This window comes from Rhodanobacter sp. L36, assembly GCF_009765755.1.
Taxonomy (GTDB): domain Bacteria; phylum Pseudomonadota; class Gammaproteobacteria; order Xanthomonadales; family Rhodanobacteraceae; genus Rhodanobacter.
In genome coordinates this window covers 1,369,750-1,385,054 of record NZ_LMUV01000011.1, presented here as the reverse complement: position 1 = coordinate 1,385,054, position 15,305 = coordinate 1,369,750, and the positions used below count along the sequence as shown (strand labels likewise).

The 15,305-nt window shown below is 62.1% G+C and carries 12 protein-coding genes; 6 read left to right on the top strand and 6 right to left on the bottom strand.

What is annotated here, in order from left to right; all coding sequences use genetic code 11:
• Positions 1-28 precede the first annotated feature (28 nt).
• A complete protein-coding gene (locus tag GSQ73_RS16030; RefSeq protein ID WP_158886554.1) occupies positions 29-2,218 on the top strand; it encodes a M1 family metallopeptidase in 2,190 nt (729 codons plus the stop codon).
• Between the two features lie 8 nt (positions 2,219-2,226).
• Positions 2,227-3,138 carry a hypothetical protein gene (locus GSQ73_RS16025; RefSeq protein WP_343160853.1) on the top strand — a complete coding sequence of 304 codons (912 nt, stop codon included), beginning with the start codon at positions 2,227-2,229 and terminating at the stop codon, positions 3,136-3,138.
• Between the two features lie 72 nt (positions 3,139-3,210).
• Here the strand turns inward: GSQ73_RS16025 and GSQ73_RS16020 are convergent, their stop codons facing one another.
• From GSQ73_RS16020 to GSQ73_RS16010, 3 genes are all read right to left on the bottom strand, one after another.
• Entirely contained in the window at positions 3,211-3,750 is a 540-nt protein-coding gene (locus GSQ73_RS16020) for a GNAT family N-acetyltransferase (RefSeq protein ID WP_158885759.1), read from the bottom strand.
• A 2-nt stretch (positions 3,751-3,752) separates the two neighbouring features.
• Positions 3,753-4,229: an SET domain-containing protein gene (locus tag GSQ73_RS16015; RefSeq protein WP_158886552.1), complete on the bottom strand. Its 477-nt coding sequence runs from the start codon at positions 4,227-4,229 to the stop codon at positions 3,753-3,755.
• 98 nt (positions 4,230-4,327) lie between these two features.
• Positions 4,328-4,705 (bottom strand): helix-hairpin-helix domain-containing protein, encoded by a 378-nt coding sequence (locus GSQ73_RS16010; protein ID WP_158885757.1) that lies wholly within the window; start codon positions 4,703-4,705, stop codon positions 4,328-4,330.
• A gap of 214 nt (positions 4,706-4,919) precedes the next feature.
• Between GSQ73_RS16010 and GSQ73_RS16005 the strand changes: the two genes are divergently transcribed.
• From GSQ73_RS16005 to GSQ73_RS15990, 4 genes are all read left to right on the top strand, one after another.
• A complete protein-coding gene (locus tag GSQ73_RS16005; RefSeq protein ID WP_158885755.1) occupies positions 4,920-6,344 on the top strand; it encodes a M20 family metallopeptidase in 1,425 nt (474 codons plus the stop codon).
• Between the two features lie 18 nt (positions 6,345-6,362).
• A complete protein-coding gene (locus GSQ73_RS16000) occupies positions 6,363-7,064 on the top strand; it encodes a YggS family pyridoxal phosphate-dependent enzyme (RefSeq protein WP_158885753.1) in 702 nt (233 codons plus the stop codon).
• Positions 7,065-7,533: 469 nt separating this feature from the next.
• Positions 7,534-8,241 (top strand): C40 family peptidase, encoded by a 708-nt coding sequence (locus GSQ73_RS15995; RefSeq protein ID WP_158886550.1) that lies wholly within the window; start codon positions 7,534-7,536, stop codon positions 8,239-8,241.
• A 184-nt stretch (positions 8,242-8,425) separates the two neighbouring features.
• A complete protein-coding gene (locus GSQ73_RS15990; RefSeq protein ID WP_158885751.1) occupies positions 8,426-9,091 on the top strand; it encodes a rhomboid family intramembrane serine protease in 666 nt (221 codons plus the stop codon).
• A 3-nt stretch (positions 9,092-9,094) separates the two neighbouring features.
• On the opposite strand, the gene rapA is transcribed toward GSQ73_RS15990, so the two are convergent.
• The 3 genes from rapA to GSQ73_RS15975 all read right to left on the bottom strand — a co-directional run bounded on the left by rapA (position 9,095) and on the right by GSQ73_RS15975 (position 15,127).
• Positions 9,095-11,935, bottom strand: a complete 2,841-nt coding sequence (gene rapA / locus GSQ73_RS15985; protein WP_158885749.1) for an RNA polymerase-associated protein RapA — start codon at positions 11,933-11,935, stop codon at positions 9,095-9,097.
• 113 nt (positions 11,936-12,048) lie between these two features.
• Positions 12,049-12,726, bottom strand: a complete 678-nt coding sequence (locus tag GSQ73_RS15980; protein ID WP_158885747.1) for a Fe2+-dependent dioxygenase — start codon at positions 12,724-12,726, stop codon at positions 12,049-12,051.
• Positions 12,727-12,778: 52 nt separating this feature from the next.
• Positions 12,779-15,127, bottom strand: a complete 2,349-nt coding sequence (locus GSQ73_RS15975) for a catecholate siderophore receptor Fiu (protein ID WP_158885745.1) — start codon at positions 15,125-15,127, stop codon at positions 12,779-12,781.
• Positions 15,128-15,305: the final 178 nt, after the last annotated feature.

Sequence of the window (15,305 nt, the reverse complement as noted above, 5' to 3'; positions counted from 1 at the left end):
GCTGTTCGCCATAATGACGTGTGCCGTGATGTGGTCCGCAGGCGTATGCGCGCAAAGCGCCATCAAGATTTATCCGTTGAAACCGCCACAGGCCGCGGCCCAGCCAGCGCCCGCACCCGCCAGTACGGCGCCGATTCCACTCGCCACCGCCGATGCCGCAGCGCCGACCGTCGCCAGCGCATCCAATGCATGGGGTGGTGAACGCACCGGCAGCGAACCGACCTTGTCCGATCGCGTGGTGAGCTACAGCATCGATGCCGATCTGGATGCGCCGCATCACGCAGTAACCGGCAAGGAGCACATGACCTGGCGCAATCGCAGCGATCGCCCCGTCAGCCAGGTGTATTTCCATCTCTACCTCAATGGCTTCTCGAACGCGGGCAGCACGTGGTTCACAGAGCGCGAAGTGCTCACTGCGCATGGTCGCTCGCGTGGCGCCGCGGCGCTCAAGAAAGGCGAGTGGGGCTGGATCGACCTGAAGCAGGTGAAGCAGGGCGATTCGTCCCTCAAGTGGAGCTTCGTGCAGCCCGACAACGGCCCGGCGACTGATCGCTCCGTCGTGCGCATCGATCTGGCGCAGCCGGTGCCGGCCGGCGGCACGTTGGCACTGGATATCGAGTTTCTCAGTCAATTGCCGCGCGTGGTGGAACGCACCGGGTGGTGGGGTGATTTTAATCTGGTCGGGCAGTGGTTTCCGAAAATCGGCGTGCTGGAATTGCCCGGCGAACGCGGCGCCACCGCGCCACGCTGGAACGTGCACGAGTTCCACTTCAACAGCGAGTTCTATGCGGATTTCGGCCTGTATGACGTGCGTATCACCGTGCCCAGTGACTACACGGTCGGTGCAGTCGGCAAGTTGCAAGGTGAGCCTGCCGTCGCCAACGGCAAGACCACGTATCACTTCATGCAGGGCGACGTGCACGATTTCGCGTGGGTCGCCGCGAAGGGCTACAAGATGATCGAGGGCAGCTGGCAGGGACCGGGCAGCCCGAAGGTGGATGTACGCGTGCTGTATCCGCCGGAGTACCTGGCGAGTGCGCAGCCGACGATGAAAGCCACCACCGATTCGCTGACGTATTTTTCCAAAACGCTGGGCGCGTATCCCTACGAAACCGTGACCGCCGTGGTGCCGCCCTACAACGCGACCGAAGCGGGCGGCATGGAATATCCGACGTTCTTCACTGGCGAGGGCTATGCCAAGGTCGAGCCGGGTACGCTCACGCAGTACGCGGTGGATTTCGTCAACATCCACGAGTTTGGCCATGGCTATTTCTACGGCCTGCTGGCATCGAACGAATTCGAGGAGCCGATCCTCGACGAAGGCATGAACGAGTACTGGGACAACCGCATGCTGCGTGAGCGCGGCCAAGGCGTCGACGTCGGTACTGGCTGGATGAAGAGTCTGGGCATCGTGCCGTCGATACCGGGTTTCGATATCGAACGGCTTGGCGCAAGCCTCAAGAATCCGCCCGATCCGCTGGGCCAGAACGCGTGGGATCGTTTTTCCAGCAGCAGCTACGGCACCGTGTACACGCGCACCGCCACCGCCATGCACGATCTGGAAGAGCGGCTCGGCACGCCGGTGATGGAGCGTGCGATGAAGGAGTACTACAAGCGCTGGCGCTTCCGTCATCCCTCCGCGGCCGATCTGCGCGCGACGCTGATCGATGTGTCCGGCGATGCGCGGAACGTGAACGCGATTTTCGACGAGTACGTCTACGGCAACGCACAGATCGACGACAGCGTTGCCAGCATCGATTCGGACGAAGTGCTGCCGCAGGCAGGCAGCTGGCCGAAGAACGGCGCGCGCAGCGAAGTCGTGGCTGATGATCTCGACAAGCAGATCGACAAGCAGCGCGAGGACTGGAAGAAAGCCCATCCCAAACCCGCGGCAGGTGCCGGGCCATTTCCATGGCGAAGCACGGTGACGGTTCGCCGCGACGGCGCGCCGGTGTCGCAGGTGCTGCGGGTGAAGTTTGCCGATGGAAGCAGCCAGGACGTGCCGTGGAATGACGATCGTCGCTGGGCGCGCTTCGTGTTCACCCAATCCAGCAAAGTCGTGTCCGCATCGCTCGATCCGGATGGCAAGATCAAGCTGGATGCGAACAAAATCAACGACAGCCTGACGACCGAAAAGAACGGCGCGGCTTCGCGTCGATGGGGCGCCGACGCGGCTGCGTTGGTGCAGGTTTTCTACAGCCTGGTGGGGTCGCTCTGATGGTCAACATGCACTCCCGCCGCGTGAACTTCGGTGCTGCGACACGCGCCGCTCTTGGTGCCATCCAGTGGCGATTGCTGCTGCTGTGGACGCTGCTGCTGTGGCTGCCGACCGCCGTGGTCAGCCTGCCGCTTTTGAGCCAGTTGGGCGATCTGCTTGACCACTCGATCCATTCGCAGGACTGGGCCGCGCATTTCAATCCGGTAATGTTCGGCGATGTGATTTCCGCGCTGAGCGATGACACCGGCTGGTTTCACGGTGTCGCCTTGCTCGGCCTGCTGTTGATCCTGCTGTTGATGCCGTTCCTCAACGGCATGGTGGTGGGCAGCGGTCGTGCAGGACGCGCGCTGGGTTTCAGTCATCTTCTCCAGAGCGGCGTCGTGGAGTACGGGCGCATGTTCCGGCTGATGCTCTGGTCGATTGTGCCGTACGTCGTGATGGGCGGGCTGCTGTTTTTTGTCTTCGACGCGGCGGACAAGGTGGACACGCACGCCGTGCTCGAATCGAAATCCGACAGCGCGTCGCATATGGCGACCTGGGTTGCAATCATCTTGTTCGCGCTGGTGCAGGCGATCATGGAATCCGGCCGCGCCGCGTTTGTCGCCGATAGCGGGCTCCGTTCGGCGACGCGCGCGTTCGGACGCGGCTTCATGCAGCTGCTTCGCCGCCCTTTCAGCACGCTGCTGTTGCTGATCCTGATCAGCCTGATCGGTTACGCCATTGCGACATTGCTGGGCGTTGCGCGTATCCACTCGCCGGCGATCGGCACCGGCGGCGTGATCTTGGCGATGGTGCTGACGCAACTGGTCGTGCTGGTGATCGGGTGGACACACGTGGCCCGCGTCTTCGCATTGGCCGAAGTGGCGCGATCGCTGCCGAATGCTCGGCGCAGTGCGACGGGCGTACCTGCGGCGTTGTAAATAGTTGCGGCGCTACGGCGCCGCGACACTACATGTGAAAAAAGGCCGCGAATGTCGCGACCTTTTTCTTGATCAGGCGTATGCGCGCCGATGCCCCTGATGTGGCGGGTAATAGGCGAACACGTGATTGTGGCTGCCGAAGAAATCCATGTCCTCGATGTGCTCGCCGCCGAGACGCTCGGCCAAGCGATCGGAATCCTCGTTGCCGATCCGCACCAGGCTGATCACGCGCTGCGCATGCAGCTGGTTCCAGGCGAATTCGAGTACCGCGGCGCCGGCTTCGGTGGCGTAGCCGTGGTGGCGGTGTCCGGGCTTGAGCATCCAGCCGAGCTCCAGGTCGGGCCAGCCTTCGGGATACATCAGTCCGGCGCGGCCGATGAATTCACCGGTCGATTTGAGTTCCAGCGCCCACATGCCGCAACCGCGCAGTTGCCAGTGACCGAGCAGCATCGCCAGCGAACGCCAGGCGTTGGTGCGATCCAGCGGCTGGCCATCGCCGATCCATCGCGTGCTGTCCGGATCGGCCAGCATCGCTGCGTAGTCATTGAAATGCTGTTCCGTCAGCGCGGTCAGGCGCAGGCGCGCCGTTTCGAGTGCAGGGATATCAAACATCGTCATCTACGTTGAGTGGCGGCGAGCAATTCGCTGAGCGCGTGAGTACTGCTGGCAAGGCTTTCTGGCCAGGGCAAGCCTACAATTGTCTCACCCGTGACCGAATCGGCAAAATCCTCAGCCTGGCCGGGTGGCAACAGGTGTCGGTAATCGATGGTGATTTCGGTTCCGGCGGGCAACTCAGCCAAGGCAAACACGAAACCCAGATGCCACAACCCGTTGGGCCTGAAGCTGTGATTGATGTAGCACTCGTCGGGCCAGTCGGGCGACAGCGTGTAACGGTCCTCGAACCAGCGTGCACTCGCATGGAACTGCGCTTCCAATGCCGGCGTGGCCTTGATTTCGGTGTAGCTGTAAGTGCGCTCGATGCCGTCCGGCGCGGTCAGGATGCTGCCTGCGGCGACGGTCTGGTCGAGGAACAATCCCTTGCCCGCGCCGGCAATGGCGGAATCGGCAATGTGGTAGCTGGGCAGGATCATCGGGGTATGGATGGACGAGGGCGCGGGAGTGTAACGCAAGCGGCGTGGTCCGCATGGGCCGCGCCGCCAGGTGTCAGACCAATGAAGCGTTAAAAGGGTTATTCCTTGTCTGCTGGCACCGCCGCCTTCTTGCTCTTGTGTACAGGCTTGGCCGGGGCCTCGGCTGGTGTCGCAGCTGCTGTCGCTGGTGCGGCGGCGTCGGCGCTCTCATCTGCCAACAGGATCGCGGAACGATTGAGTTCGATGGTGGCCTTGCCGATGCCCTTGACGTGGCCAAGGTCGTCGACCTTCTTGAACGGTCCGTGCGCTTCGCGGTAGCTGACGATGGCCTGCGCCTTTGCCTGCCCGATGCGGTCGAGTGCCTTGGCGATGGCCGTGGCATCCGCGGTGTTGACGTTGACAGGCGTGGCAGCGAGCAACAGCGCCGGCATGATGAAAAGCGACGTGAAAGCGAGTGCAACGAGTTTCTTGAACATGGTGTCTCTCCGTGGGCAGTGATGGCGGCATCTCGAAACCGCCATTGAACTTTGCCGGGACGGTCGCGTCCGCGAAGTCGGAGCATTTGCATGCAAAGCTGCGCCACGGGCTTCGGTGCCTGTGGGCTCTGCCCGATGTCCTGTGGGCCGTCGACAGCGAGCGTCCCGAAAGGCGCTGTTACAATCGCTGTCTGACTTTTGACGGAGCAAGCTCATGGATACCGCACGCCTTTCGCGCTTCGTCGAGGGCCTCTGGGACGACGAGATCGTGCCGCAGCTGGTCGAATACATCCGTATTCCCAACAAGTCGCCGATGTTCGATGCCAAATGGGCCGAACACGGCTACATGGATGCGGCGGTCAAGCTGATGGAGGACTGGGCGCGTTCCAAGCTGAGCCAGTTGCCGGGCGCGACCCTTGAAGTGGTCCGACTCGAAGGGCGCACGCCACTGATCTACATCGAAGTGCCCGGGCAGGGCGACGACACCGTGATGCTGTACGGACATCTGGACAAGCAGCCTGAAATGACTGGCTGGTCGGAAGGGCTCGGCCCGTGGACGCCGGTGATCAAGGGCGACAAGTTGTACGGCCGCGGCGGCGCCGACGATGGCTATGCGATCTTCGGTTCGCTGGCCGCGCTGCTGGCGCTGCGCGAGCAGGGCATTCCGCACGCGCGTTGCGTAGTGATGATCGAGGCGTGTGAAGAGTCAGGCAGTTACGACCTGCCGCACTATGTCGATCACCTGGCTTCGCGCATCGGCAGCCCGTCGCTGGTGGTGTGCCTTGATTCCGGTTGCGGCAATTACGACCAGCTCTGGTTGACCACGTCCCTTCGCGGCATGACCGGCGGCAACCTCACGGTGCAGGTGTTGGAAGAAGGCGTGCATTCGGGCGATGCATCCGGCGTGGTGCCGTCGAGCTTCCGCATTCTGCGCGAACTGTTGTCGAGGCTCGAGGATCCGGCCACCGGCCAGATCAAGCCGAAGGAGCTTTATGTCGAGATTCCGCAGCAACGGGTCGAGCAGGCCAAGCTTTCTGCCGAGGTGCTGGGCGAAGACATCTACGACAAGTTTCCCTGGGTGGATGGCATGCAGCCGGTCACCCATGATCTGGCCGAACTCGTACTCAATCGCACGTGGCGCCCGCAACTGGCGGTGACCGGGGTGGGCGGCCTGCCGCCGCTGGACAGCGCAGGCAACGTGCTGCGGCCTTTCACCTCGGTGAAGTTGAGCCTGCGCGTGCCGCCGACGCTCAGTGGCGCCAAGGCAGGCGAATTCGTCAAACGCCTGCTGGAAAAAGATCCACCTTACGGCGCCAAGGTCACCTTTACGCTGGAAAAGGACGGCAGCGGCTGGAACGCGCCGCAGTTGTCGCCTTGGCTGGAACAGGCAGTCGCCGATGCGTCCGACCACTATTTCGGCGCGCCGGCGACCTACATGGGCGAGGGTGGCAGCATTCCTTTCATGGGCATGCTCGGCGAAAAGTTTCCAAAGGCGCAGTTCCTGATCACCGGCGTGCTCGGCCCGCATTCCAACGCGCACGGCCCGAACGAGTTCCTGCACATCCCCACCGGCAAGAAAGTAAGCATGGTCGTGGCCGAAGTCGTGGCTCGACACCATCAGCAACATGCCGGCGCCTGACCAAACCGGTCGCCCTGCGTGAGCGCGGATACGACACAGCTGGCCGCCAACTGGGCGCAGGTTCGCCAGCGGGTAGCCGATGCGTGCCGCGAAGTAGGGCGCGATCCGGCTTCGGTCAACATCCTGCCGGTCAGCAAGACGTTCGGAGCGGAGACGGTTCGTTCCGCAGCCAGCCTGGGATTGCATCGCTTCGGCGAGAACAAGGTGCAGGAAATCCGCGACAAGGCGCTGGCGCTGGCCGATCTCGACCTCGATTGGGTGGTGATCGGTCATCTGCAGACCAACAAGGCCAAGGACGTAGCGCGGCTGGCCAGCGAAGTGCAAACCCTGGACCGGCGCGAACTCGCCGAGGCGCTGCATCGTCGCCTTGAGGCGGAAGGACGAACGATCGACGTGCTGGTTCAGGTCAAGACATCGCCGGAGCCGAGCAAGCATGGCCTGCCTCCCGACCAGCTAGCTGACTTTCTGAGAAGCCTGAAAAGTTTTGGCAGCTTGCGCGTCGGCGGGCTGATGACTCTGGCAATCAACTCGCCACGCCCCCAGGAGGTGCGTGATTGCTTCCGGCATTTGCGCGAACTGCGCGACCGGGCGGAGCAGGACGGTCATCGCTTACCCAGGCTTTCGATGGGCATGAGCGGGGATTTCGCGCTCGCCATTGCCGAAGGAGCAACAGAGATACGCATTGGTACGGCTATCTTCGGCGGGCGTGCCAACGCCTGAAGCTTCACGATTCTCGCATTCGCCGGAAACAATTTTCCCTATCGCGAACATTGCCGGAAAAACAAATAATTCAACATCTTGCGACGAAATGCGCAGTAGTTTGCGCTTTTTCAAAACGACGGAGTTCACTTAACCTCAATCGAACATACGGCCTATGTCTTCTTGGTAATTTCACAGCTCAGTCACGTCGTCAGCTCTGCAGACGGCCAATCCTGATGTCGTTCAAGGGATTTCCCGCATGCAAAAAAGATTGACCGCCCTGTTAGCGCTTGCCTCCGCACTGCTTGTGTCCGCACCGTTGCAGGCCCACGCCAAAGCACATCACGCCAAGCCAGTTCACGCAAAGCACGCGCAGCAGAAACAGGCCCACACCAGCCGTGCACACACGAAGCACAGCCAGCTCGCCGCAACCAAGCACAAGGCAGTCGGTCGGCATCATCACCAGACTCATCTCGCTGCTGCCACCCGAATGGCGCACGTCGATGTTCAGACGGCCCTCGACAGCATCGTGCTGAAGCCTGACACCGCACTGACCCTGTCCGGATCGCAATACCTCACCGCGCATGACGCGGGCTCCACCAACACCGTTCCCGCCTGGCTTGGCCACACGCCGTCGTTCGATGCCGCGCAGATGATGGCGCAGGCCGATGTCCCGACCTATTTCGCCAAATTCGGCAACAGCGTTACCGAGACCCGCATTAGCGCATCCAGCAAGGCCAGCGTCGCGATTTCGGATCAGGACGTTTCGGCAGCCGTGGGCAGCGGCGACAACGCCGCCGTGCGTCAGGCGCTGATCGCCTTCGCGATGCAGCTGCGCGACATTCGCTATGTACGCGGCGGTCATGATCCGGCCACGGGTTTCGATTGCAGCGGCTTCGTGCGTTACGTGTTTGCTCACGCCATCGGCATGCAGTTGCCGACCAATTCCGCCTCCCAATTCCTCGCCGGCCTGCGCGTCAAGCGCGCGGACATGAAGCCGGGTGATCTGGTGTTCTTCCACACGCACGGCAAGCGCCGCATTTCGCATGTGGGCATCTATATCTCCGATGGCCGTTTCATCCACTCGCCCACCAGCGGCAAGTCGGTGCAAATCTCCAGCCTGGACGAAGATTACTGGGCCAGGCATTTCGCTGGCGCCAAGCGTCCGCAGGCGATCGCCATGGCTGCACGTGGCTGAGCTTCGCAGCTAGCAGGAACAATCAAATTTCCGATGGCCGCCGCAAGGCGGCTTTTTTATTCCGGCGTAAGAACCGAACGATCCGGCATTGCATCGGTCTATCGGGCGCTCCACATCAAGCATTACGCCATGGCGACAATGCTCCGTCGTAGCTACGCTTGCGCTCCTTCAAGGACATGACCCGATGCCTTTCGATCTTCCACCCGTCACCCGCAACCTGCTGATCGCGAACGTGGTGGTGTTTCTGTTGCAGATGATGCTGCACGATTTGACCAGCTTGGCCTTGACCCAACATTTCGCTCTGTGGCCGCTGGGACCCGATGTCACCGATGCATCGCCCGATGGCAACATGATCACTGGCGGTTTCCGCATTTGGCAGCTGGTCACTTACGCTTTCATGCACGAAAGCTTTCTGCACATCGCATCCAACATGTTCGGGCTGCTGATGTTTGGCGGCATCATCGAGCGCACACTAGGCGCTCGGAACTTTCTCGTCTATTACTTCACCTGCGCCGTCACGGCAGCTCTCGTGCAATTGATCGTGGTGAAATTCTTCATTCCCGGCTTTTATCCGACGCTTGGCGCATCCGGTGCAATCTTCGGCATTCTTCTAGCGCTGGGCATGCTGTATCCACACGAAAAATTGATGGTGATTCCGATTCCCGTGCCGATGCCCGCATGGGTGTTGGTGACTGGCTATGCCGTGATCGAGCTGGTGACAGGCGTAACAGGGACGCTGTCGGGTATAGCCCACTTCGCACACCTCGGCGGCATGCTTGGAGGCATCGTGTTGATCCAGTACTGGCGTGGCCGCCTGCCGATCAAACCGAAGCGCGTGTTTCTGCGCTGACGCTCAACGCAGCGCCAGGAAATCGCCGCTGACCACGAAGCGCACGGCGTCAAGCCGCAGACGTGATTGCGGAAGCGCCGCCAGCAAGGCCGAGCGCTCGTCGGTGACTGCGGTGATTTCCGTGTCGCTGACCGATGGATTGACCGCTTTCAATGCGTGAAGCCGCGAAAGTTCGGCATCCAGCATGTCGGTGGCCAGCGCTAGCGCTTCATCGATGCTGCCCTGGCCGCGTTCGGTGGCAATTTTCTCTGCACGCTCGAGCATCGGCGGCACCAGCTTGCCGAGAAATTTGCGGTAACGCGCGACTTCGATATTGCGATCGCCCGCCTTGCGTAACGCTGCGTCGCTGGGGGTGAAATCCGCACGCTCGGACAAGCGCGTGTCCACCGTTACCACGATCGGCAAGGTCGGCAGAAAACGTTCGGCGTCGAGCTTGCGATCGGCCACGCACTCCAGCACGTACACCGACTGCAGCAGGGCCGTGCGCGCCGGCAGCACATCGTCGACCATGAAGGCGGCGTTGCCCTGTTCGCCGGACAGCGCGAGATCCATCGCGCCGGCGACCAGCGGATGATCGAGACGAAGCAGCGGCAGGTCTTCCCGCGCAAGTGCCACATCACGATCGAACGTCACCGATTGCGGGCCTTCCGCGAAACCGGGCAGGGCATCGGTGGATAGGTATTGCGGATCGAGCAGCAGCACCTTGCCGCCGAGCTCTTCCGGATGAATGCCGAACGCTTCGAGCAAACGCTGCACAAAGGCATCGCGACTTGGGTCGTTGTCCTCGCGCGAGAACGCCTGCTGCAGTTCGTCGGCGTGCAGATCGCGGCTCGCGGCGAGTTCGAGCAGATGATCGCGACCGGCGCTGATCAACTGCGCCATCTGCTCGTGACTTGAACGTGTCTCGGCCAGCAGCACGTCGAGTTCCTGATCGCGGTTGTCGTCGCCACGCGAATGTTCGTCGGCCAGCCGCGCGAGCGGTTCGCCGAAACGACGCAGCAGTTCGCGGCCATCGGCCGGACTCATGCGAAACGCATCCACGCCTTCGTCATACCAACGCGCCAGAACGTGCTGCGCGCTATCGGCGACTGCCACGATATGAATACTGATGTCGTGTTTCTGTCCGATGCGATCGAGACGGCCGATGCGCTGTTCGAGCAGGTCCGGATCGAGCGGCAGATCCCACAGCACGAGACGATGCGCGAACTGGAAGTTGCGCCCCTCTGAACCGATCTCCGAACACAGCAGGAGTCGCGCGCCGTCGGGTTGCGCGAAGTAGGCCGCGTTGCGATCGCGCTGCACGATGCCGAGGCCTTCGTGGAATCGCGCCACGCCGACACCGCTCTTCGTGCGCAGGGTTTCCTCGAGCGCCAGCACCTTCGCCTGGCTGCGGCAGATCAGCAGGAATTTATCCTGCGGATGCGCGTCGAGCAGTTCGATCAGCGCATCGACGCGCGGGTCGGCGCTGTAGTCGACTTCGATCAGCGCAGGCGGCTGCTGGATGTCCGCGTGGAATTCGCCCAGCAACGACTGGCGCGTGCCTTCGCCCAGCTTGCCCGCGTCGATCAAATGCCATTCGGGCAGGCGCTTCGGAAAACCGCCGATGCCCGCGCGACGATTGCGGAACATCGCGCGTCCCGTGCCATGACGGTCGATGAGCGCGGCAAGCAGTTCGCGCGCATTTGCGGGCTTGGTTGACTCGGCGAGCTGCGCGGTGAGTGTTTCATCACCGCGGAACGCCTCGGCCAGCGTCGCGCGTTGATCGTCGTTCAACGCTTCGCCATCGAGCAGTCGGTCGGCAATCTTCGACAGCGTCTGATAGGTATCGGACTCCGCGAGATAACCATCGAGATCGTGATAACGCTGCGGATCGAGCAGTCGCAGGCGCGCGAAATGTCCGCTGCGGCCAAGTTGTTCCGGCGTAGCGGTGAGCAAGACAACCCCGGGGATTTTGTTCGCCAGTCGCTCAACCATCGCATAACGCGGGCTGACGGTTTCCGGCGACCAGGCGAGGTGATGCGCTTCATCGACAACCAGCAAATCCCATGGCGCATCCAGCAATTGCTGCGCATGTTTCGGCGAGTTTTCGAGAAAGCTGAAATCGGCGATCACCAGTTGCTCGTCCTCGAAAGGATTGGTGTCATCACCGGATTGCTCCAGTGCTTCGCAGCGTTCCTCGTCGTAGATCGCAAAGCTCAGGTTGAACCGGCGCAGCAGTTCGACAAACCACTGGTAGACGAGCGTGTCCGGCAACAGCAACAGCACGCGCGATGCGCGGCCGGTCGCGAGTTGGCGCGCGATGATCATGCCCGCTTCGATGGTCTTGCCGAGCCCGACTTCGTCGGCCAGCAGCACGCGTGGCGGGCGACGTGCGGCGGCGATGCCGGCGACGCGTAGTTGGTGCGGAATCAGGCCGATGCGCGCGGCGCCAAGACCCCACGCAGGCGAGCGACGCGCGGCGGCGCGACGTCGCAATCCATCAAGTCGCAATTCGAATTGCGCGACCGGATCAGTGCGTCCGCCGATCAGGCGATCGTCGGCCTGGCTCACGCTCTGCTCGTCGTCCAGCTGGCCTTCTTCGAGTTCACGGCCTTCGCCGCGATAGATCAGCAATTCGTCGCGGATTTCGACGCGTTCGACGAGAAAGGCGATGCCTTTGCCCGCGACGCGCTGGCCGGCGCGAAACTCTGCGCGCAGCAGCGGCGCGGAATCGATCGCATAGGGCCGAAGCACACCAGCTTTCGCGAAAAGTATCTGTACGCCGCGCCCCTCCACGCGGAGAACAGTGCCGAGACCGAGTTCGGGTTCGGCGGAAGAGATCCAGCGTTGACCAGGTACGAACATTGCACAGCCGTGTTGCATCGAGGGCCGACAATTATCCGCTCCATGGCGCCACGAGGGAACAACCGATTACGGATGCAGGCGTCGCATTGTTCCTGAAAACGCGATCTTGCAGCTCAGGTCTCGGCCCATTGCCGCAGCAGGTTGTGGTACACGCCGCTGAGTTGCAGCAGCGCCGCAGCGTCGGCGCCGGAGTGCGTCAATGTCTGGATCGAGGTATCCAGTTCGAACAGGATGCGGCGTCGGCTGTCGTCGCGGATCAGGCTTTGCACCCAGAAGAACGATGCGAGTCGCGTACCGCGCGTGACCTCCTGCACCCGATGCAAGCTGCTCGACGGATACACGATGAGGTCGCCGGCCGGCAGCTTCACTTCGTGCTCGCCGTAGGTGTCGTTGACGATCAGTTCGCCGCCGTCGTAGTCGTCGGGCTCGCTGAGAAAAAGCGTGCAGGAGATATCGCTGCGCAGTTGCTCCGCATCGGGCAGCGCCATCACGGCGCCGTCGACGTGAAATCCGTAATGGCCGCCGCCTTCGTAGCGATTGAAGCGCGGTGGCAGCGTTCGCAATGGCAGCGTGGCTGCGTGATAGAGCGGATGCTTCGCCAGTGCCGCCAGCACGATCGCGCCCAGCTCGCGACGCAATGGCGACGCATCGGACAGCTGCCGGTTTTGCTTCACCGCGGCACCTTGCGGGCCCACGGTTTCGCGGCCGTCGGTCCAGTCGGCCGCTTCCAGCGCGCTACGCAGCTGCATCACGTGTTCGCGATTCAGAACATCGGGAATGTGCAGCAGCATGGCGGTTTCCTGAGCAGACCTTCTCCCGTTGAGGAGAAGGTCTCGTGCAACATCAGAAGCGGAAGTTGGCGGTGAGCATCGCCGACCGCGGCGTGCCCGGAGTGTAACGGTAGCCACTCTTGTTGATCGCCGCGACGTAGTTCTTGTCGAACAGATTGTAGAGATTCAGCTGCAGGTCGAGATGCTTGTTGACCGGATAGCTGGCCATGGCGTCGAACACCCAGTAAGCCTCGGTGAAGGCAGGCGTGCCGACCGCGCTGTCGGTACCGCGTTTCATTTCGCCGGAGTAACGCGCGCCGCCGCCGATGGTGAGATCGAAGGGCAGGTGATAGGTCGTCCATGCGGTGAACGCTGTCTTCGGCGTATAGGCCAGATCACTCGAACCGTCCGTCGTCACGGCAGTACCATCGACGACCTTGGCGTTCATCGTGGTGAAGCCCGTGCTCACGGCCCAATTGTCGGTGATCTTGCCGACGGCGCCGAGTTCGATGCCCTGAACGCGCTTCTTGCCGATCTGGTAATAGTCCAGCGTGGTCGGATCCTGCACCAGATCGTTGGTGACCGTGGTGCTGTAGAGCGCGCCGGTCAGCAGCAGTTTTTCGCCGAGCAGATCCCACTTGGTACCGAACTCGATCGTGCGTGCCTTTTGCGGATCGAGATTCGGATTGTCGGCGCTGTTCGCCGATGTGCTCAACGTCAACGTGTTGCCGCCCGGCGGTTCCTGCGAGACGGCAAAGTTCGCATAGATGCTGCCGTTGGTTGCCGGCTTGTAGAGGATGCCGAGCTTGTAGTTGGGCAGGTTGCCCGATGCGTGACCGGCGGCGCCAGCCACGCCGGTGACGACGGTGCCCACCGGCAACGGTCCGCAAAGTGGAGCACGGGTGGCGCTACACACGACGGTGCTACCGAAATTGGTGGTGTAGTGATCCATGCGCACACCGGCGTTGACCTGCCATTGCGTACCGAATTTCAGTGTGTCGAAAAGGTACGCAGCTTCGGTGTTCGTTTTGCCCTGGCTACCGGAGCCATTCAGACCGTAGATCAATCCGGCAACATCGGGATTCGGATCATAGAGATTCGCCGCCGGCCACACACTGCCATTCAGCGCGCCCTTGCCGATGGTACTGACCTTTTCCTGCGTGAGCTCGATGCCCGCGCTGAGGTCCTGGGTCACGCTGCCGGAGTCGATCGTCGCGGTGACATTCGCCTGATCGGTCAGGATGCGGTTGACCTGATCCTTGAAGGTGGGGTTGCTGCGCGCGATGGTCCAGGTCGATGGATCAGTGGGGTCCGGCGTCAGCAGATTCGCGGCGCTGCCCATGAACGACGTGAGCAGATAGTCCTCGCGCGTGCGGCCCCAGCGCAACGTGTTGTGCAAGGTCGTGTCGGGCGAGAAATCATGCTCGACGATGGCGGTGAACATGTCCGCCTGCACGTTGTCGTGGTCGGCATCGGTGCCGTAGAAATTTTCCGGGTCGACCTTGTCGGCGTTACCGAGAAACGGTCGCGTCGGGTCCGGACTCGTATAACCGGGCAAACCGATCGTTGGCACGCCGCCATCGGGCACGTTGTTCTGCTTCACATGCAGGTAGTCGAGGTAGACGCGAGTCGCAGTCTTTAGTCCGAACGCGAGCGTGGGCGCAATGCCCCAGCGATCGTTCTCGACCTTGTCGCGGCCAGGTACGCCGCTGTCCTGGCCGACCACGTTGAGGCGGAAAGCCGAGCTTGCGCTCAGTGTCTGGTTCCAGTCGGCCGTCGCGCGCTTGTGATCAGCGCTGCCGTACGACACCGATCCGGAAACGCCATTGCCGAGTTGCGGCTGCTTGCTCACCATGTTGATCGCACCCGTCGGCGCGGTGCGGCCGTACTCGTTGCCGTCCGGGCCCTTGGTGACTTCGATCTGCTCGACATTGAAGACATCGCGCGAGATGGAGCCGAGATCGCGCACGCCATCGACAAAGATGCTGCCCGACGTATCGAACCCACGCATGTAGATGGCATCACCGGTATTGGTGGTGCCGTTTTCGCCGACATAGAACGTGCCCACGCCGGGGCTGTTGCGCAGTGCCTCGGTCAGCGTGGTCGCACCCTGCTGCTGGATCAGATCCTTGGTAATCACGCTGATGGTCTGCGTGGTGTCGAGCAACGGCTGGGTGAATTTCGGCGACGACACCTTGTCGACGCGGTAATCCGCAGCACGGTCCGCTTCCACATGGACACCCGGCAGCGTCTTTGCGTTGGTGACCTGTGGACTATCGGAAGAAGTCGTTGCGGCCATGTCGGTGGCACCGACAGGAAAGGCGAATGCCAGCCCGGTCAACAGCGTGGCAGTGGTGGCCATGCAGGCGTTCGAGGATTTGCGGGCGACAGGCGCGTGCTTTCGGCTTTTGATGAAGGCCATGGATTTTCCGTAATGAATGAGTGCGTGTCGACAAGGCCTGATGGGTCTGGCGAATGCGCATGTCTCGCAATGGCTGGATACAGGTTGGGCCGTTGTAACGCGCGCGGAATAAACGATGCGCGGTTGCCAGCGGTCTGGAACCAGGTCAACGCAAGGGCGTTCCCGTCGCGTCTAATCT